The 19,277-nt window shown below is 47.1% G+C and carries 22 protein-coding genes and 1 tRNA gene; 5 read left to right on the forward strand and 18 right to left on the reverse strand.

What is annotated here, in order from left to right:
- The first annotated feature begins 99 nt into the window (after nt 1–99).
- The 3 genes from L3N51_RS09050 (at nt 100) to L3N51_RS09060 (ending at nt 3,328) form a co-directional block, all read left to right on the forward strand.
- On the forward strand, nt 100–1,446 hold the full coding sequence (locus L3N51_RS09050; protein ID WP_238026827.1) for a hypothetical protein: 1,347 nt from the start codon (nt 100–102) through the stop codon (nt 1,444–1,446).
- 163 nt (nt 1,447–1,609) lie between these two features.
- Nucleotides 1,610–1,700: transfer RNA gene (locus tag L3N51_RS09055), tRNA-Arg, on the forward strand.
- A 224-nt stretch (nt 1,701–1,924) separates the two neighbouring features.
- Nucleotides 1,925–3,328, forward strand: a complete 1,404-nt coding sequence (locus tag L3N51_RS09060; RefSeq protein WP_238026828.1) for a hypothetical protein — start codon at nt 1,925–1,927, stop codon at nt 3,326–3,328.
- Nucleotides 3,329–3,658: 330 nt separating this feature from the next.
- Here the strand turns inward: L3N51_RS09060 and L3N51_RS09065 are convergent, their stop codons facing one another.
- The 16 genes from L3N51_RS09065 to L3N51_RS09140 all read right to left on the reverse strand — a co-directional run bounded on the left by L3N51_RS09065 (nt 3,659) and on the right by L3N51_RS09140 (nt 14,193).
- Entirely contained in the window at nt 3,659–4,279 is a 621-nt protein-coding gene (locus tag L3N51_RS09065) for a DUF434 domain-containing protein (RefSeq protein ID WP_238026829.1), read from the reverse strand.
- Nucleotides 4,239–6,950 (reverse strand): alanine--tRNA ligase, encoded by a 2,712-nt coding sequence (gene alaS, locus L3N51_RS09070; RefSeq protein ID WP_238026830.1) that lies wholly within the window; start codon nt 6,948–6,950, stop codon nt 4,239–4,241. The genes L3N51_RS09065 and alaS overlap by 41 nt, the downstream gene beginning before the upstream one ends.
- Nucleotides 6,951–7,001: 51 nt before the next feature.
- Complete coding sequence (gene rpl12p / locus L3N51_RS09075; protein WP_012021579.1) at nt 7,002–7,310, reverse strand: 50S ribosomal protein P1; 309 nt, start codon at nt 7,308–7,310, stop codon at nt 7,002–7,004.
- Nucleotides 7,311–7,352: 42 nt separating this feature from the next.
- Nucleotides 7,353–8,351 (reverse strand): 50S ribosomal protein L10, encoded by a 999-nt coding sequence (locus tag L3N51_RS09080; protein ID WP_238026831.1) that lies wholly within the window; start codon nt 8,349–8,351, stop codon nt 7,353–7,355.
- Nucleotides 8,348–9,004 (reverse strand): 50S ribosomal protein L1, encoded by a 657-nt coding sequence (locus L3N51_RS09085; protein WP_238026832.1) that lies wholly within the window; start codon nt 9,002–9,004, stop codon nt 8,348–8,350. Before L3N51_RS09085 ends, L3N51_RS09080 begins: the two co-directional genes overlap by 4 nt.
- A 4-nt stretch (nt 9,005–9,008) precedes the next feature.
- A complete protein-coding gene (locus tag L3N51_RS09090; protein WP_238026833.1) occupies nt 9,009–9,515 on the reverse strand; it encodes a 50S ribosomal protein L11 in 507 nt (168 codons plus the stop codon).
- A gap of 11 nt (nt 9,516–9,526) precedes the next feature.
- Nucleotides 9,527–9,988 carry a transcription elongation factor Spt5 gene (locus L3N51_RS09095; RefSeq protein WP_238026834.1) on the reverse strand — a complete coding sequence of 154 codons (462 nt, stop codon included), beginning with the start codon at nt 9,986–9,988 and terminating at the stop codon, nt 9,527–9,529.
- 11 nt (nt 9,989–9,999) lie between these two features.
- Nucleotides 10,000–10,179: a preprotein translocase subunit SecE gene (locus tag L3N51_RS09100; protein WP_238026835.1), complete on the reverse strand. Its 180-nt coding sequence runs from the start codon at nt 10,177–10,179 to the stop codon at nt 10,000–10,002.
- A gap of 274 nt (nt 10,180–10,453) precedes the next feature.
- Nucleotides 10,454–11,572 carry a signal recognition particle-docking protein FtsY gene (ftsY, locus tag L3N51_RS09105; RefSeq protein ID WP_238026836.1) on the reverse strand — a complete coding sequence of 373 codons (1,119 nt, stop codon included), beginning with the start codon at nt 11,570–11,572 and terminating at the stop codon, nt 10,454–10,456.
- On the reverse strand, nt 11,569–12,003 hold the full coding sequence (pfdA, locus tag L3N51_RS09110) for a prefoldin subunit alpha (protein WP_238026872.1): 435 nt from the start codon (nt 12,001–12,003) through the stop codon (nt 11,569–11,571). The genes ftsY and pfdA overlap by 4 nt, the downstream gene beginning before the upstream one ends.
- A gap of 5 nt (nt 12,004–12,008) precedes the next feature.
- A complete protein-coding gene (rpl18a, locus tag L3N51_RS09115; protein WP_238026837.1) occupies nt 12,009–12,269 on the reverse strand; it encodes a 50S ribosomal protein L18Ae in 261 nt (86 codons plus the stop codon).
- Nucleotide 12,270: 1 nt separating this feature from the next.
- A complete protein-coding gene (locus L3N51_RS09120; RefSeq protein ID WP_238026838.1) occupies nt 12,271–12,942 on the reverse strand; it encodes a translation initiation factor IF-6 in 672 nt (223 codons plus the stop codon).
- Nucleotides 12,942–13,205 carry a 50S ribosomal protein L31e gene (locus tag L3N51_RS09125; RefSeq protein ID WP_238026839.1) on the reverse strand — a complete coding sequence of 88 codons (264 nt, stop codon included), beginning with the start codon at nt 13,203–13,205 and terminating at the stop codon, nt 12,942–12,944. Before L3N51_RS09125 ends, L3N51_RS09120 begins: the two co-directional genes overlap by 1 nt.
- 3 nt (nt 13,206–13,208) lie before the next feature.
- A complete protein-coding gene (locus L3N51_RS09130) occupies nt 13,209–13,364 on the reverse strand; it encodes a 50S ribosomal protein L39e (RefSeq protein ID WP_238026840.1) in 156 nt (51 codons plus the stop codon).
- Complete coding sequence (locus tag L3N51_RS09135; protein WP_238026841.1) at nt 13,361–13,714, reverse strand: DNA-binding protein; 354 nt, start codon at nt 13,712–13,714, stop codon at nt 13,361–13,363. Before L3N51_RS09135 ends, L3N51_RS09130 begins: the two co-directional genes overlap by 4 nt.
- An 8-nt stretch (nt 13,715–13,722) precedes the next feature.
- Nucleotides 13,723–14,193 (reverse strand): 30S ribosomal protein S19e, encoded by a 471-nt coding sequence (locus tag L3N51_RS09140; RefSeq protein WP_238026842.1) that lies wholly within the window; start codon nt 14,191–14,193, stop codon nt 13,723–13,725.
- Nucleotides 14,194–14,253: 60 nt separating this feature from the next.
- On the opposite strand from L3N51_RS09140, the gene L3N51_RS09145 reads away from it, so the two are divergent.
- Nucleotides 14,254–15,420: a nicotinate phosphoribosyltransferase gene (locus L3N51_RS09145; protein WP_238026843.1), complete on the forward strand. Its 1,167-nt coding sequence runs from the start codon at nt 14,254–14,256 to the stop codon at nt 15,418–15,420.
- On the opposite strand, the gene L3N51_RS09150 is transcribed toward L3N51_RS09145, so the two are convergent.
- Both L3N51_RS09150 and L3N51_RS09155 read right to left on the reverse strand, forming a co-directional pair.
- Nucleotides 15,421–16,470 carry a phosphate signaling complex PhoU family protein gene (locus L3N51_RS09150; protein WP_238026844.1) on the reverse strand — a complete coding sequence of 350 codons (1,050 nt, stop codon included), beginning with the start codon at nt 16,468–16,470 and terminating at the stop codon, nt 15,421–15,423. It abuts the gene before it with no gap.
- 49 nt (nt 16,471–16,519) lie between these two features.
- A complete protein-coding gene (locus tag L3N51_RS09155; protein WP_238026845.1) occupies nt 16,520–17,518 on the reverse strand; it encodes a DUF711 family protein in 999 nt (332 codons plus the stop codon).
- 87 nt (nt 17,519–17,605) lie between these two features.
- Here L3N51_RS09155 and L3N51_RS09160 point away from each other — a divergent pair, with 87 nt between their 5' ends.
- On the forward strand, nt 17,606–19,237 hold the full coding sequence (locus tag L3N51_RS09160) for a hypothetical protein (RefSeq protein WP_238026846.1): 1,632 nt from the start codon (nt 17,606–17,608) through the stop codon (nt 19,235–19,237).
- Nucleotides 19,238–19,277 lie beyond the last annotated feature (40 nt).

Below are 19,277 nucleotides of genomic sequence, written 5' to 3' on the forward strand. Positions count from 1 at the left end.
TGGTTTCACGTTAGGTTTCACGCTGGTTATTCTCAGAGACCTAAAGCTATTATGAGATTTCTTCATCGACTTATATACTAGTTTGGTCAGAATTATTTTATGCCATCAGTTGTAGTGACTCTGCTGGTTGTTGTAGTTACGTTAATGCTAGCCATAGGAGTCTTCGGGATCTACAATTCTTACTTTTCGACTGAGGGCACTGCTATTGCCGGCAATGAGATTGTTGTATCCCAGTCAAAGCAGACGCAGATCTTCGTTTCCCCAATAACGTTTAAGGGAATAGGTCCCAGTTTCACCTATTTTAACGTCTCATTTCTGCTGTGGTACTCCGCGCCAGTTAAGAACGTAGTTCTGGTTCCCTTTGTGGTCAATCCGTTACCTGGTTTAGGAACTTACCTGTACAGTCCTCAGGGTGAACCCAACGCGACTATACTGGTAAACTCCACGGGGACTGCCAAGGTGTTGCCCTATTTCACTTTGTCCTTCCCCATCTTCACTCCACAGGGTCAGCAACTTCAGTCGGGTGTACCTGCATATAATGCGTCGAGTACAGGAACCTACATTGTGCACTCCATCGTAAAGCCAGGACAGATCATTGTGGTCTGGATCTTGACGCACGAGTTTGGGAAATGGTACAGACTTGGATACTTCTTCGTTAACCCTGCAAACGCTGGCCTGGGGCTCTATGTCGTTACACATACAGGAGTTTATTTAGGAAATAATAGACAACTTAACGTCAATCCACCATTATATCTTACAAATAATAAGGGAATTCAGATGGGATTTTGGTTTGAACCCCTAGGCAATGCTACAACCAATTCTACAATATTTTATACTGTAATAACAAATATTACTAATGGTCAATCTTATTATTCAAGAATATATCAAAGTGGACTCAAGATATATATTGATACTAACAGTTCTGGTAGTCCTAATGTCACCTATTTAGGAACCGTGACTCCATTTGAGTGGTATTTCCTGAATATATCTTATGGACACCAAGTTAATCATGGTTATTTGAGTGATATTATTACACTCTATAATTCCTCAAAGCTAATAGGTAAACAGAGTATTGAAGTTGGAGGAGAGACCAATGGATATGCAATTCAGATTACGTTTGGATCTCCTGATTCCATTGATGCTGTATCTCAAGCGTTTCTTGAGTCACTAAAAAATGAAAAAGGTGTGTCTGCCTTCTATAATGTATCTAGTACAGTATATCATCTAGGAGTCTCATATCCTCAATATTATAACAACACGAACAATCTTTATAACATAATTAAGACTGATTCATCTTTGTATGCTATAGTTTACTGGTATTTTGTCTATCCCTCATCATCTCCCCCTAGCGAGTTATCTGCCACAGTATGGTATTATTATAATCCATCTAAGCTTTATAGTACGTCAATTAGTGAAGCCGGTCCAAATACATGGATTATAGGATGATTTTGATATCATATTTAATAGTAGTATTTTGTATAATAAACTACTTAACTTAAATATTATCAAGAGGTTCCGTTTTATTACTGAATATCTTCATACTGAGCGAACATGCTCGACGTTTATAATGAGCGTAAATCTTTTTTGATACCTCCCCCTCTAGTTGTAGGGACCCGTAGCTCAGCCAGGATAGAGCGCCGGCCTCCTAAGCGGAGGCAAGAGTGAGCCGAGGGTCGGGGGTCCGAATCCCCCCGGGTCCGCAATAAAAATTCAATCTTTAGACTTTTGATTTGGTGGAATTCTAAACCTTGCCTTTCACTTCACTCCTTCCCCCATGTTTAACTGTTATTCTCTTTTCCTTAGTTTATCCTAGTAGACTAGCAAAGAAATGAGAATCTTGAAAGAATTGAAAGATAAACTCAACTTTTATCTTCAGCGTGAATGTAGCCAAAAGGTATATAATGAGACTACGAGAATAAAATTCATGGCTATTTCAGGTTACCCGTCACTTTCCGGGATAGCCAGCGCATTAGGTCCCTTGATAGGCACGGAGATCTCCCTTGATGTGAAGCAGGAGCAATGCCTGCAAGAAGCGCTTAGGAAGGAGTTCAACCTGTTCGGACAGCATAGTTATCAGAGGTACGAGGTCTATCCAGCTGTGGCCTCGTCAGGGGCACTGAAGGCAGGAGCGGATTCGGTGGACAGGGTATACAGGGAGGGTCTGGTGATCAGGACGGAGGACACGGGGGAGTGGTACTACATTGGTGGGATATCCCCCTACTGGGCTGCGGATCAGCTCGTGGTGTATCAGGGAGGGTCCAAGGCTACCTCTGCGGGCAAGCTACCCGCAAGGATAATATCGGGTTACGCGGATAGGGTTGGAGTTGGAGCCGTTCCCCTTTACAGGGAGAGGATTCCGTCTCCGTGGTATAATCCAATCCAGTTCAGGGAATGTGGAGGAACGCTGGGGATCCTGTGGAATGCCCTATCAGCATATCAGCTTGGCTTTCTCGCCATGCTGACCAATGTCCCTGTAATAAGGGAGTATAGTGAACGTTACCCTCGTCTCTCATATAGCTCCAAGGACGGACATTACTACCTCTCCAAGGAGGCAGAGAACAACGTTATGAGGGTAGCCTCCGATACCTACCCCGTCGTCTACGAGGGAGTTGGCCCTAGCCCCTCATCCATCAAGTTGGGTAACCTTGTGCAAAAGATTTACTTTCCATTCTTCACATTCAACGTGATGAGCAGGGAGATAGCCTCAATATGCCAGGAAGTTACATTGAAATCCGAATGTACTCTAGCATCAGATTACCTTAAGATAGACGAGGCCAACATAGGCTCCCCAATCGTGGGTTCCCTTGCATGCGGAAACCAGTGCTCCCAGTTCGGCATCACAGGCCTCGTCAGTAAGGTCCAGGAGATCTTCCTTTCCGGCCTTCAGCTTGTCTTGATCTCCGCGGTCAGGCCACCTGTCTTTACCTCTACCGGGATTGAGGCCTGGGCCCAGGAGCTTGGGATAGGTGACCTCCTCTCAACCCTTCTGGAGGGTACTAGGAGGTTCAAGAGAGCAATAACCGATCTCGCCTCCCTACCCTTCATCGCCGTCGCTGCCTCAACCGTAGACTGGATAGATCAGAGCTATGAGCAGGGACTGGCCCAAGCTAAGGAGAAAGCTGAGGAGTTGCAAAGCCTCTATAATCAGGTCGTCCAGAAGCTCGCGGGTAACCCACCACCACTCTCTGACAGACTACTCTACGAACAATGGACCCTGTACAAGCTCAAGGTTGAGAACTGCGCCCGCTACATAATCCTAGACAATCCCAATATCGCATATGATGAACTCCAGACAGAGACGCAGGATTGCGCCGGCTATCCAGATTAGGAACCTTGCTTCCTAGTTCAAAAGTTTCCTGAAAATCACTTCAAGTCTATTTTGTCTATGTCTTTCAGTTCTGCCCTGCAGTGTCACAATTATCTTTCACTTTTAAGGCCCACGACATTGTTCATCTATAAACGATTTACATTTCAGCACTAACTTCCTTGAAGAATATCATCGCGTCTAATCTGTGAAGCATCATTCAAGATAGAGATAAACGCATTTGTCTGTTTAGGCACCTCAATAAGAACCTGTAGCTAGCATGATGGTATTAACCTTCTAACAGAGTGAAAAGAGTAGAATTCTTGTCCCTCCTCTAGACATGAAGTTCTTCCTTCAATCCACAAGGTCTAGGATCCTGTTTACCATGAATCTATCCACCATGAGGGACACCACATCGAAGACCCTGGCGGACTTACGGAGAATCACAAAGTCGCTTGTCAGGGAGGTTCCCCTGGACGTTATAACCTCCTTATCAGCCTTGCTCACAACACTCACGTTAAAACCCATCACTCTCAGCTTGCTGGCAAGCTCACCGCTCATACTCACCTGGGAATCCAGCACTATCCTGAATTCCAGTCCAAGTGAGATCAAAAGTTCCCCCACGGTAACCAGCGCATCCACGAGCCTGGAGTCGCCCTTTCTCTTTCCAAGACCCAGGTCCCTCACAAAGTTATCGTCACAGAGGAAGAGCTGTTCCCCGCTCCAGGCGTTCACTAGACTTAGCCCAACGTTGAATCCATCCACCACCAGAGGTTCCACCAGTCCAACCTTCTCCCTGATCCTGAGAACTTCCTCCTCAGGGTGAATACATCTAAAAAGGAGTAGCCTCTCTTCTCTGCTTAACCCGTATCTCCCCGTGATCAGATCGAGGGAGGGCTTGCTTCCATATCCCCTATCCAGAAGGTATCTGTAGTCAAGAATTGCCTCCCTTAATTGCTCTCTCCACGATATCAATTACCTCCTCCCTTGATCCCTTCTCCATCATCACTGATCCGAAGGTTCCCTTCCCTCCTCCCTTTCCTCCAGCTTTCACCAGTTCCGCAACCACGCCAGACACGTTAAGATCCTTACTTGTCCCCACCTCGACCTGGAGTTTTCCGTTCACCTGGTTAACATGGACCACAACCACTCCCTGAGATGAGGTCAGCCTCTTCATTGCCTCCTTCTCCAGTTCTCCGTCTTTCAGGGCGGGCAGGATCACAATCTTCACCTTTCCCGCGTTTCTCACCTCAACCCGTTTCTCCAGCTCGTCCAGGAACTGTCTTCTGTAAAACGCCACAAGTTCCTTCATCCTCTCGTTCTCCTCCTTCAGCTTCTCCACTCTGCTCTCAACCTGTGATGAGGACGTCTCAAGTCTGTTGGCCAGTCCCTCAAGCTTATCCTCCAGCTGTCCAGCGTAGGAGGAGATGACGTCCCCAGCCACGTACTCTAGCCTGATGATGCCATCCTGTATTTTCTCCACGTTCACGATCTTGATTCCCCCTATGTCAGCCGTGTTGGACACGTGGGTTCCTCCACAGCTCTCCACATCCCAGTCCTTAATCTCCAGGAGTCTGATCACCGCCTTGTTGGGAACTCCTCCCTCGTAAATTGAGACCCCGTACCTGGACTCGGCCTCAGTCCTATTTATCTCGAACGGGGTCACGGGTCTCCTGTCGTCTATCACCAGGTTGGCCATCTCCTCTATCCTTCTCACCTCCTCCCTTGTGAGATTTCTGTGATGGGTTATGTCAAGTCTGGCCTTCTCAGGAGTCTTCTCTGCCCCAGCCTGCCACACGTGATCCCCCAGGAGTTTCTTTGCCGCTGCGAGTACCACGTGAGTCCCGGTGTGATGCCTCATCATTCTGAACCTCCTCACCCAGTCGATTTCCCCCTTCACTTTCGCCCCTTCCTTCAGTGTGACCTCCCTCTCCAGAACATGAACCACAACGTCGCCTACCTTCTGTGTGTCCACCACCCTCACTTTCTGACCATCCACGAGGAGCCATCCCTGATCTCCCAGCTGTCCACCTCCCTCAGGGTAAAACACTGTTCTATCCAGTACCAGATACTTACCCAGTGACTTGACCACAACACCCTCAAAGGACCTGGCGTATTGATCCCTGTAGTACAGTTTCTCAGTTGGGGGCAACTCCTTAACCTGGTTCGCAATCTCAGCTGGTAGCTTGGTTGAGTCCCACTCCTTCTTGACGGGCGCGCTCTGATGCCTCTTCGCCACTATGGAGTAGAAATTGTGCGGGACCTCAACCCTGAGACCCCTGGACCTCATCTCCTCCGCGATCAGGTCGGGCGGGATTCCCTGGGAGTCATAAAGCTGGATGAGGTCCTCAACACCTATCTTCTTCTTGGAAAGGGAGCTAACCACTGAGCTAATCCTAGTGAGTACGTCGTTGAACTTCTCCTGTTCCAGGTTCACTGCATCCAGAATGTAGTCCCTGTTCCTCACCAGCTGAGTGAAGTCCCTTCCCCAGAACCCTATCTGCATTTCCACGAGCTCGGACAGCCTCACGTCCACGCCCAGTAGCTTCAGGGTTCTCAGGGCCCTCCTGATCAGGAGCCTTCCCAGGTACCCTTCCCCTCCGCTCGAGGGAACTAGGCCATCTCCCAGCATGAGGGCAATGGTCTTTGTGTGATCCAGGACCTGGAACACCCTGGCAGCCCTGGTTAACTCTTCGCTCACCTCGTCAACGGGAAGCCCCATGGCCCTTGCCACCTGTTCCCTGTGGCCCTGGACAGTGGAAGGAACGTCAGGGTCTATCCTCCCCGCAAACCTGGATGCAACCTTCAACATCTCGGAGTTAACCCTGGGTAGCCCCAGTTTCTCAAAGAACCTGTCCACCAGTTCCCCGTAAATGGCATGGAACGCAGTTGGTGTCTTCTGGGTAAACCACGCCAGCCTCTCTATTCCATACCCAGTGTCCACTATCTTGAGTTTCAGGGGTATGTACTCCTGCCCCCTTATCTCGTACTGCATGAACACCAGGGTGGCCAGCTCCAGCCCTCCTACTGTTACCTCAAATGAGGGACCAGCGTTCCCACCTCCCTCCCACCAGGACTCCTTGAAGTTGAGGAGCTCCTCAGGGATTCCCATTTCCTTGGTGAAGAACTCCTTGGCGTATGCAACCGTCTCATCCTTCCAGTATACGAACTTATCCGGGTAGTTGAACGCGTGATGACCACCCATCTCGAAGGTGGTGAGGTGCCTCCCAAAGGTTATTCCAACGTTATCCACGTCATCCATTCTTATGCAGGGCTGGGATACAACCAGGGGATTTGCAGGTGGAGGCGAGATGCCGCTGGTGATGTATGGCTGAAAATCCACAATGCTTGCAATGGTGAGGTAGAGATCCTCTCTCCACCTGGCGAGCACGGGTTTGGGCTGGATAATTTCGTGTCCGTTCCTCCTGAAGAACTCCAGGAACCTTCTTCTAGCTTCGCTCACGCTCCAGTTAAGGTTGCTTTCCTTCATGTCAAGGAAATAGTAGTCCGAACACGGAATGTCTGCGCAGTCCTCCCTTGTCTTATCCTTGCTCCAGAAAGGAGTTTTACATACCTTACATTCCCTTCTCAGATAATCGTGATCGAGAAAGAACCTGAGCCTGTACTCCTCCTGATTTCCCTTCATACAGGTAAAATAAAAACCCGAGAAGATTAAAACGTCTTCTAAAAAACTAATTTATCCGAACAGGGAGGAGAGTCCTCCAGCGATCTCCTCGTCGCTTGGACCCTTCTTCTCTTCCTCTTCCTTCTTCTCCTCCTTCTTTGCCTCCTGTGCTGGAGCCGCTGCAGGTGCAGCTGCCACGGGCATTGCGGTGGCGTTCTTTAGAACCTCGTCAATGTTTACTTCCTTGAGCGCAGCGACCACTGCCTTAACCCTAACCTCGTCTACCTCAACTCCAGCAGCGCTGAGCACGCTCTTTACGGCGTCCTCAGTTATTTCCTTCTTTGCTGTATGCAAAAGCAAACTTGCGTATATGTATTCCATTTCGATCACCTATGATGTGGTGACACACTTTAAAAAACTAATTTATCCGAACAGGGAGGAGAGTCCTCCAGCGATCTCCTCGTCGCTTGGACCCTTCTTCTCTTCCTCTTCCTTCTTCTCCTCCTTCTTCTCTTCCTGGACGGGCTGTGCCTTGGGAACTTCTACTCCCAGATCCACTTTTCCGCTTATGGCTGATACCAGGGCGTAGGCCTTGGCCACTGCCCTGCTCAGGACCGCGTTTGCTGTGTCTGGAGTGAGGAAGCCCGCCTCTCCAGCGAGGGCTAACGCTCTCAAGTGAGCCTTCCCTATGGTTAACTTCAGCACCTCTGGCACTGGATATGCTATCTCCACTCCTAGCGCTAGGGAGTTCCTCGAGGCCTCCGCAACCATGGAGGAGTACTGATCCAGATTGATCTCCAGTTCGCTTACTGGTATGATCAGTCCCTCGTGATATGCTGCCTTCAGCTTCAGCTTTACGTAAACTGGCATTATTCCCAGTTTCTGGAGAATTGGCGCTGCCTCGGGAGGTATTGGATCCCCGGGCTTCGCTATAACTGTGTCCTTCACTACGTGAACCTTCCCATCCTGAACCTTGGTCTGAACCTTGAGTTTTCCGAAGGTACTGAGGATGGGGCCTGCGGTCATCCCCGTGTCTCCCGCCGGAATGACCACTTCCTCGTCTGCCTTGTCGCCCGGCATTGGATACCTCTTTAGCTTGAACTTTGAGAGGAAGATTGAGATTGCAAAGGGGTTATCATTTGAGAAAATGAAGGCGTTGCTACCGGTGATGTAGTTCTCTATCTTGCTTACGTCCACTCCAGCTCTCTTGGCTGCGATAAGGAACAGGGTATTCTTGGTTACCCTGATCTCTGCCTTTCCCCTCAACTTTTTCCTTATCTCGTGAAGCTTATCCGTGGGAAACCCCTGGATATCGGCAATCATCACTGTGCTCGAGTTCCTGATCTTTTCCTCCAGCTCAGCCACTTCATCAATTTTCCACTTGGGAATTTTCCTTTCTTCTGTTATGCTCATGGTGATCACTTCAGATTAATCTGAACTGGTTTACCCATAGAGGTTTTCACGTATATAGCTTTGATGTAGGAAGGACCCTTTATCTTTCCCTCAATTCCGTTAAGTACGGCAAACACGTTCTCCGCCAGATCTCCCGGTGATTGATCCTCCGTTCCCACAAAGGTCTGGGTCTGAGGCTGATCCTTGGTCTTGACTAGGGTCGATCTCTTGTACCTGAGTATATACTCAGAGATGTCAGAGGAAGAGGGTAATGGAGTGGGAAACTTACCTCTGGGACCGAGGGAGGGACCCAGGATCCTACCTGCAAGTGACATGGAGTCCTGTGCTATGAGGAACCACTGGTTCTTACTGGCAAGCTTCTTCACTGCCCTTTTGGCGCCCTGGAGCTTCTGAAGCTCCTCCTTTGATAGGATAACGTTGGGCTCGGCCCTCTTTGCCGACTCCATCTGTTCTAGGGAGGGTACCACTAGAACGTTCCTTGGCTTTGATGGGGGCTTGGGCAACACAATGGCCTCCCTGAGCTTTATGTCTCCCCTCTTCATGTCCACGTCTTTGAAGGCAATGATCAGCTCCACGCTTTGCGTGAACTCCCTCTTGGGGTTGTTCTCCTTGGAAAGGGCCTGCTTCACCGCTTCCTCAATTTTCTCCTTTGGGACTATCATTTAATCACCCTGAAGACCACTTCTCCTCCATTTCCTTTATCTTATCGTCATATTTACCTTCTTCCACTTCCCTCACCAGCAACTTGGGATCCTTGTTGTCCACGGTCAGGCCAATGGACTTGGCTGTTCCCAGGATAGTCTTCACAGCTCCCTTAAGTTCCTTTGCTGTAAGGGATGGTTTCTTGGAGATGGCCACCTCTATCACGTCGTCCATTGAGATGTTGCCTATTTTCTTGTGCTCAGGATCCCCTGAAGGCCCGCTAGCTCCGGCCTTCTTCACCAGGAGAGAAGTAGTGGTCGGAACTCCTACGGACACCTCATACTTCTTGGTGTCCGTGTCCACGTCCAGCGTGACGGGGACAGTCATCCCCTTAAACTGGGACGTGGCCTCGTTTATCTTCTTGACCACTTCCCCAACGTTTAACCCAAGTTGGGATAGGGTTGGGGCGAGGGGTGGACCGGGTTTAACGTTCCCTCCCTCTACCACTACTTTTATGGATTTTTTAGCCATGAAATTTCACCTTACGTCTTTTTAACTGGTCTTATCTGATCCACAGGTATTGTTACCTGTAGAGGAAAGGCCGATTCCAGTATATTTAAAACTACTTCTCCGCGATCAGCATTATAGCCCATTACTTGGGCCTGCATTCCCCTGAACGGCCCTGACACGACCTCCACCATATCCCCTGTCTTTATGGATGGCCCTGTCTGCTTCTTGGAAACCATCTTCATGATGTCGTCCTTGGGAACCAGTCCAGGGGCAATCCCCCTCACATGTCTGATGCCGGCAATTATGAACTTCACCACGTGAGGGCCTGAACTTTCCACGATAACGTATCCCTTAAGACCAGGAGGGACTATTATGGAGTAAACGTCCCCAATGTTGTTTGTCTTGATTCTTTCCTCGAGCATGATTGCAACGCTTATCTCCTGACCCCCTGTCACCTTCACGGCATAGAAGTTCCTAACTTTTGGAGTCTCCACTTAGCATCCCTCTAACCAAGGAGGATTGAGAAGGCCAATTGAACCAGGAATGCCAACAAGCCCACGAATAGGAGGACAATAAGCGTTACCCTCAGGTTCAGGTAGAACATGTTTCTGTCAGGTTTCTTAGCTACGCTGATTATCCTTTTCCAGTCTTCCCTAAGTTTCTTTATCCTATCAGCTAAGCCCATACACTCTATCTTGTCCTTGAAAATATTAATTTAACTGAACGGACTAGGGACATGTGTTAAGAACGTCAATAAATGGAAACTGAACACTCTCCTTGGCTTGGTGCGTTGGTTGCGCAATGGGGCTATCCCATATTGTTATGTATTTAAGGAGCCTTTAACGTGAAATACACAACAAACCAAGCTAGGCCCTGTAATAAGTTACTTCTTGTTGGGGATTGGGGGTAGAAAATCTATCCGTAAGGGCGGGCAGTTAACTAAATACATTAGGGTACTCCTAGCTCAGTAACCTATCCGCAAACCAGTCTGGGTCAAACTTGACCAGGGAATCATAATCCTGGCCCATCCCCAAGTAGATCACGGGTTTCCCTAGCTTATAGGCCAGGGAAAGCGCGACACCACCCTTGGCGTCTGCGTCAACCTTCGTGAGAATGACCGCATCATATCCCACGTTCTTCTCAAAGTATTCAGCCTGCTGTAGAGCATCGTTACCGGCGAGAGAGTCCAGAACCAGAATCTTGAGGTCTGGTTTAGCAATCCTCACCACTCTCTTGAGCTCCTCCGTTAGGTCCTTGTCAGTGTGCATCCTTCCCGCAGTGTCCACAAGGACCACATCAATACCCCTGCTCTTAGCTGATTGAATGGCGTCAAAGGCCACAGAAGCCGGATCTCCCCCATATTTTCCCTTAACCAATGGTACCTCCAGTTTTGAGGCGTGATAGGCAAGTTGCTCCTGGGCGGCTGCCCTGAAGGTGTCGGATGCTGCTATTATGACGGACAGTCCGCTCTTTCTGAGCATCATGGCAAACTTTGCTATGGTGGTGGTCTTTCCCACTCCGTTAACCCCAAAGAACACGATTACGTAGGGCTTTTTGGAACTCTTGATGGTATCAATTACGTCTTTTTCTCTGTAATTTTTTCTTAGAATTTCCCTTAGTGATTTTTTTAGTGATTTTTGAATAAGCTCCTCAAGGTTCTCCTTTCTAGAGACCTTCTGTCCCACAAGACTGTTCTTCAGGTCTTCCAGTATCTTATCGGTTACCTCCATTGACACGTCGTCTTCTAGGAGTTCTATCCTAAGTTCCTCTATCAGGTCAGAGATGTCATCTTCCTTTATTTCCCTGTACCTTAGGAAGCCAAAGAGACCTGATTTTTGTTCTTGCTTTTCTTCCCTCTCCTTAATTTCAGGCTTTTCCTCCTTTTCCTGTCTATCTAGCTGTGGCTGAGCTTGCTGGGGTGTTTGCTGTTGGGCTTGATTTTCTTGAGGAACACTAGATTGAGCGAGTTGAGAAACCTGTTCCCGTTTATCTTCCTTGGATTCTTCCTTCTCAAACTTGTTGGATAACTTCTCAGTGAAGGACGAAAAGGCCTTCTTCAGCCTGTCGAAACAGTTCACTCACCTTGTTGTTGCTGGGCCCTGTTCAGAATCTCGGCTATCTGGGTGTATGCATTAACTGCATTGTTAAGCCTGGCTGTTATGTCCTGAAGGCTCTTGTTCAGCTGTTCTTCCCTTTCCTCAAGTATCTTGGAAGCCTGATCTGGCTCCATCTCAGCGTAGTAACCTAAACCCAAGTTAACCAAAACCTTGGAGGAGGGAATTTCCGTGACCTTCAACAGAACGAACCCTCTCCTGTCTGCTGATAACATGAGGTCCTTTCCCTGTCCCTTTATCAGATTTATCGCCTCCTTGGCGCTTCTTGCAGCGTTTAACGATTCCGCGATCTCATCCCTCAGCTTCTGAAGGGCATCTATCTCTTTCCTTAGGGCATCGGCCTGAGCCAGTAAATCCTCTAAGCTGACTACCATCCTATTGTTGGATTCAGCCATTTCTATCACAATATTATTTTATCTATCTTAGATAGTTCTTTTATCCTTTTTTCTTTCACGGTGGATGGATCTACTTCCTTAACTTCCTGAATGGTTATGTTCCTCCTCTTTATCTTGTTCTTACTTCCCAGTTCCATGTATACTTTCTCTTTAGCCTGCTCCTCGTTGAGCGCTCTCACGTACTTGGTGAAGTTTTGTCTTACTGGGAATTCACTCTCGTTGAAGAGAGCAGTCCCTTTAACCATGTAAGTTTTAACTTCAGTCATCTCAATCACTAAACGCTCTTTGTATTCTTAAAATCTCTGGCCCGGTGGTTGAGGACCCAACGAGTATCCCGTGGCTGTTAGCTACCATTCCGCTCCTCACGAAGGCGCTTCCAAAGTTCACAGTGCCCACCTCAAGATTGACCTTGAAAAATGAGCTCAATGTCTTCACCTCCTCCTCTGTTGCCTCAACGTGAAGAAGACCTCCCTTGGAGGTCACCACTCCGGCCGATCCCACAACCAGAACCTGAGCTATGGTCCCCTTCCTTATCTCCTTAACGTTCAGAGCCTTACCAATGATGTTCATTTCGGCATCAGAGAACTCAGGGTAGACCAGAGCAGCATTATCGTTGGCCAGTATCACGTTACCCAGCGCAGTAGCTCTAACATCCACCACCTCCACCCGTACATCCTTAGCTATTCCCTTTATCGTGTTTATTTCCACATCCCTAGCAATCCGTGGAAGGAGAATGGTTTCATTATTGCCCGCCACGAAAATCCCCGTAAGGAAGCTATCGGCCACGGTTGTCTCGATGAGTTCGGTTTTTAGATTCTCCTGTATTATGCTCTTACTCTGCTTGTCCAGATTGGTCGGAATTATTGTGTACTTATCATTTGTAAAAATGTAAACACCTATGTTATCACTGCCGAAGACACTAAATCTTTGTAGATTCATTAAGGCTTCACTGCTAGCTTCACAAGAAAAGTCTTTTCTCCTATCTTACTCACTACAATCCTTACTCTTCTTGCCACCTTGTCCCTAGAATTTGCGGAGATGTAACTAAGGAGAAATGGATCAAGAACCACTTTCTCTGCACCAAAGTGCCTCATTACGGTATCTCTTATCAGGTTCACGGCGCTCTTGAACTTCCTTGGCCTCTTGGATTCATGTGCCTTTCTCAGGTTTATAACCATCTCAAAATTGTCTTTCTGTTCCATTCCCTACACCTTTAGGTCGTTTCTCCTCCAGTTCCTCTTCTTGGGGTTAAATCTGACCTCTCCATTAGTCTTAAGAATAACCCAAGCTGGTACAGAGGAGTTTGACTTGAGTGCCTTGTTTAATCTCTTCTTTAGCCCAGATGGTTTATATCTACTCATTTCCAACCCCTCTCCCTTATCTGGATCTTAAAGTCTCTCTTTGACTGACCAGCTATCTGAGACAGGATCTCCTTAAGTTCTTCGTCCGTGACCGGTACTCTTATCCTTCCGCTCTGGGCCAAAGCTATTAACTGATCTTCCAGCGATTCTGCGAGTTCTGGCTTAACCAGCTTCACGTTATTTAACCTCTGCCTTGCCTCAGGGGTCAGAATGGAACGAAGTAAAGCTTCCTTCCTAGCTTCTAGCTCTGCTTTCTTTTGCCTTTCCTCAGCGGCTCTTCTGCTCTCTGTTTGCGCCCTCCTTCTAAGAAGCTCCTCCAATTCTGGATCAGAATAGTCATCCTGTGACATTTATCCTCTCACTCCAAGTATTTCTTCAAAGCAGGATTATTGTTTGCTAGATCTATAAAGATTTCGTGAGCCATTTTATCTAAAAGGGATCTTCCCTTGGGTGTTAAGACTCTGCCTTTCCTAACACCTCTAGTCTTGGCAACAAGACCAGCCCTTTCCAGTTGCTGGAATAATAACCTGGTGGAATGGCCCGGTGCCCTAGCCGAGACAGGTGGCTTTGTTCCTCTTCTCTTAAGGCCTCCATATAACCTGGTAGACTCTGAGACTCCAAAGTGTTCAAGAACGTAAAGTTTCCTGAGGATTGACGCCGCCCTCATATACCACCAGGACTGTGGATCGTCAGGAATTCTCTCCTTGAATGAAGCAGTCTTTGTGATGAGTGACCAATCGGGAGGTTGGACTTCACTGACGTTGTTCTTGATATAGTCTGATAATCTTTTGACCAGTAAATCTGGCGGTACCATGTTAGCTGTGATCATATTAGATTCAGTAGTAGCTCTTCCTCAAGGTTTAAAAATTAACCTCATCAATATGGTCACGTGAAGTTACACATCGCTACGTCACAGGAAATAAGGGAAGGAAAAATAACGGACGTGTATTTTGAGAGAACCTCAAAGGCACTGGAGAAGGCTGGAATAACCAACGTGAGGGTTAGAATGGAGTTTCATTCCTACGGACTACCAAGAGGTTATGAGTGGGGAGTTTTTGCAGGATTGGAGGAGGCATTGTACCTCTTGGAGGGCAAGAATGTCGATGTCTACGCAATGGACGAGGGAACCCTGTTCAAGGAGGTAGAGCCGGTCCTCGTAATAGAGGGAAACTATCTGGATTTCGGCGTACTGGAGACAGCGCTCCTGGGAGTTTTGAGACATGCGAGCAGCGTGGCAACCAAGGCGGCTAGAATTAAGAGCCTTGCAATGGATAAGCAAGTGATATTCTTTGGTCTCAGGTCCGTTCACCCGGCCATAGCTCCCATGGTTGACAGGTCGGCCTATATAGGCGGGATGGATGGGGTATCGGGGGCATTTAGTGAAAAGGAGTTGGGAGTAAAACCCTCCGGCACCATGCCCCACGCACTCATGCTGGCGGTTGGGGATAATGTGGAGGCTTGGAAAATATTTGATGCCGGTGTTGAACCCGACGTTCCTAGAATAATCCTGGTGGATACCTTTGAGGATGAGAGAACTGAGGCTCTCAAGGCTGCTCAGCTTCTGGGAAACAGGCTTTACGGGATCAGGCTCGATACCCCCTCAAGCAGGAGAGGGAATTTCAGGAAAATAATCCAGGAGGTTAGGTGGACCCTCAATCTTCACGGATTTACTCACGTTAGGATTATCGTGAGCGGGGGACTGGATGAGGCCCAAGTAACCGAGTTGCGAGACTATGTTGACGGTTTCGGGGTTGGGACTAGCGTGGCATTTCCAGAGAGCGTTGACTTCAGTGCAGATATAGTGGAGAAATTCGTTAATGGGAGATGGATCCCCATTACCAAGAGGGGAAAATGGCCTGGCTTCAAACAGGTATATCGTTGCGGAACTGAGGATCATATAGTTCCTTGGGGTAAGGAAATGGATTGTGAACCTCTCCTCAAGAAGTACATGGAATCAGGGAAATTAACGAGAAGTTTGCCAACACCGTCTGAAATAAGGGAAAGAGTTCTCTCCCAGCTCGGGAAATTCTCAATCACTCAGCAGGAAAAACACTAGCTACTCTATTACCACTTCTTTCAGGCTCTCTATACCCCTGTTGAAGGCAATCTCCGCAATGGGTTCCATCCTTCTTATGGCGTTATAAAGTCTGAGGTTCAGGGTTCTAATCGCAGTTGCCACCTTGGGAGCGTTCATTCTTTGTATTCTTTCCTCAAGTATTAGAGCGTCTGAGAGAAGCACCCTTCTTAAGGTCCTTAACTCCTCCAATGCTTCATTTACAAGTTTTATGTCCTCCTTGTTTAACACCTTAACCACGTGATCTATTACTACGGCGGTTTGATCTATCAACATGTCCATCTTATCCCACGACATTTTAAGTAGTGCTAAATCCTCGGGGTGTAGACTTAGTAAGTCATTTGCCGCCTCACTTATCTCATCAGCAGCCTCCTCCGCAGCCTTCATGAGTATCCTGTTCCCCACTATCTGTATTCTCTTCACTCCTATCATGTAGGCAAGGCTTCTGTTCACCTGTGCTAAAAGTAACTGCCTCAGGGAAAGGTAATAGAGTCTATCAACTTCCTTTTCCAGTTCCACGACTTCCTGCAGGAAGGTTCTGCTAGCCTCTCTGATTCCAAGGTTCAGATAGTGAAGCATTTGTTTGAGTGTGTTGGTCAATCTATTTATCAGACTACCAATGTTGTACTTGGTGGGATCCAGGAATGACTGTATTTGAATGCTGGTTATGTCCTGCGAAACTATCTCCAGACCTATTAAACTCCTAGCTGTCTCCTTTATCTTTCTGAGGAGGTCCTCATTGAACGGCCCGTTAGTTGTCTCAATGAGTATTCTATCAAATCCTAAGATGTACAGGCTGTAGATTATCCTCGTTACAAGCTCGGGGGAAGTGGTTACCGAGATCTTCACCCTCATTTCTCTTGGTGCGTTCTCGGTCTTCAGATTTGGGGGGTAAACCTTGAGGCTACCATCTTCATCAACCTCAAGGTAAATGCTCTCTCCTGGGTTCAGGCTTACCTCCTTTACCCAGTCAGCAGGAAGGGAAACCATTAGGGTAGATTTCCCGAATTTTTGAACTCTTCTAACTTCCATATAACTCTCTATATAGTTCAAGAGTATATAAAAGTAATTTAAACCGAGTCTATACTGTTTTGATCACTGGTATAATGCCAAAACTTTTGGTGAATATTTTTTCTTCTCCATGGGAAGGTATGATTCTTATGCCGTATGGTCTCTTTTTCAAGAAATGAATAACAATTAGATCTTTAATAAGATCGGTATAAAGTTTCAAGTCATATTCAATTCCAACCATATCCAATCCAGCAACACATGCGGTACTCATTGCAACTAGGTGAGTTAGCGTGATTTTACCCTCTAGTACCCTTTTCCTTAGTGTCTCATCCTCGGCTATGGGTAGCATGAGCTCTGAGAATCCAAGCGGATTAATTCCTGCCTCCACAGAACTGGTCATGATATCATTGTTTAGTTCCTTGATAACTGAAAGGGAGCCTGGAGAGAACAGTTCCTTTCCCAATCTTGTTTCAATAAGGTCCCCAACACTTTCCTCCATCCAGGGCGAAATAGAAGGGTCTATCCCAAGGAAACGCAGTCCGATGTCCTTCTCAACCTTTTCACCTATTTCCTTGGCCTTGATGATGGAGGAGGTAATTTCTCCTCTCATGACCTCGTTAACGTAAATCAGGGACATCCCGAATCCCTTGTGAATACCATCTCCGGAGGATGTGGGGTAATAGGGGCTAAGGAGGAATTCCTCGTTGAGTAGAATGGCAAATCTGGTTGCTTGCTCTGGTTCAAGTTTAGACATCACCTTAACTATCGTGGAAATGTTGTCATGATTTTTCAGTAGAACGTGAATGAAGACGTTATTTGAGGTGGACAGAACGTCTGGAATTTGCTCTATCCTGGGGTCGTCGTCTCTCAGTCCTCCTAGGGAGAAAAGGATATCCCCCTGTGGCAACATATCAACGATCTTGTCTAGTGTAAGATCCCTGGAGGGATGAGGGAGGGTTAATCTTTTGGAAAAAGCTTCAACCTTTATAGAGGTCAATTTTTCTACATTTTCCTGAATTATATCGCGGGACGTTCTATTAAGGAAGGCCGTGAAGGCTCTAATCCTCATGACTATTGCTTTGGGTGGATCAAAATAAATCTATTAAGTTTCGGTTGAGCGTCTATTCTAAATTAACCGTGAAATCATCAGGTGTTCATGAAGAAGGAGAGGGGTATATCTGGAATAATCTCTAGTCTAATATTGGTGATAATCTTTGTCTCAGCTGTGAGCGTAATTCTTTACGTACAGAACTCTACCTTTAAGGGTATTTCGTACGTGGCTTCACAAGTTGATAATGTGCCAGCATCGGTGGTGGAATTGCCTGGAGGCCAGATCTACTCAAACGAACCAGTAAATATATCATATGTAATATTTCCAAACGGTCAATTTGAAAAGGTAAACATGAAGATAGGAGCCCAGCCCAAGTATATAGGCTCAATCCTAGGAGGTTACGGCTGGGCTCTAGCTGTAACAGATCAGGGACAGGTATTTAATATCTCCAATATACAGTTGTCTGGAGGGGATTCACAGTCAATATTCCCTTGGCTTCCCTCCGGCTCATTAGTGGGCGGATATTCATATCAATATGGAGGTAAGGTCTATTATTATGTGCCTGGGCAATATGACATAGGATCCACTATACCTTCATCTTTTCAGGGATATGTTTCCTCAACTTTCACTGGATTTGACCCACTAATGAGTCAGGGTTTCACCTACACTTTTCCTAGCCATTATCTTTATGGGTCTATTTACAATTCCTCAATTCTCTTCCCATTCTACAATGGATCGGCGTTAGAACTACAGTTTTCTTGGACACTAGGAAGGATATGGGAAACTGGAGGATATAGTAATTGTTACGAGTCTGGCCCTATTAACGGTTACCTCGATTTAGGATATGCCACTCTCCCCATCTCGCTCGTCATATATACTCCCCAGCAGACGCAAGTGATATGGATGGAGTATCATAGCTATCCGGTTTCTTTCCTTACTCCGTTAGCCTTTGTGGCTGCCTTTTCTCCAGCGAATGTAATGGACAATCCAAACATAGGCTATTACACAGTCAGGGTCGGTTCAATAACTGCTACCTCTCAGGCTCAAACATTTATTGGGAGCCTTAACATGACTATACAGGATACGCCTAGGGGGATAGAGATACTCCTTGATGGTCAACCCCTTGTATTTAACACCGTTACGGGGAATGGCGTTACAGAATATGACACTCCTTTCATACCTGAACATCTACTCCACGGAGAGGCGATCTTGAATCTTCCGGCTGGTGATGAGGCCTACTGTGGAAACTATGTTGTAGCAAGTAACCCCGTCTCGCTTACCAATGGACCTTACGCCGTGATCCTGTTAAATAAACTCAGTATAGCTAACGGCACTCAGCTGAATGGTTCCCCTGGATCAGTGTTTCAGATAGGTAACGGAGGAATAACTCTGGTTAATACCAATATCTTCTGCTGGAATACGCAAGGCACAATCTATTTCTATCAGGTTAATGTAACCCTAGACTCCACATATCCTTCAGTGGTCTATGCCGAACCGGTAAACTTCAACGGGAACCAGTACTACACTGGCACGTGGTCTTATTTCTCACCTAATGAGCAAAGAGTTGCAATATATCCGGGTATACACAACTACACGTTTTACTTCGGCACTACATACTCATATGTTGCCTTGGGTGGTCACCTAGTATCACCCTCCCTGAACCAGGGACAGTATTACTCGGTTTCCCTACCTCTATCAAGCGGAGGTGAGCTTTACCTGAACCTCAAAGCATACTAGTAACGTGGCACTCTGGCTTTTATGATCTCACATCCAATGA

Origin of the sequence: Metallosphaera javensis (ex Hofmann et al. 2022), from assembly GCF_022064045.1 — an archaeon.
Taxonomy (GTDB): Archaea; Thermoproteota; Thermoprotei_A; order Sulfolobales; family Sulfolobaceae; genus Metallosphaera; species Metallosphaera javensis.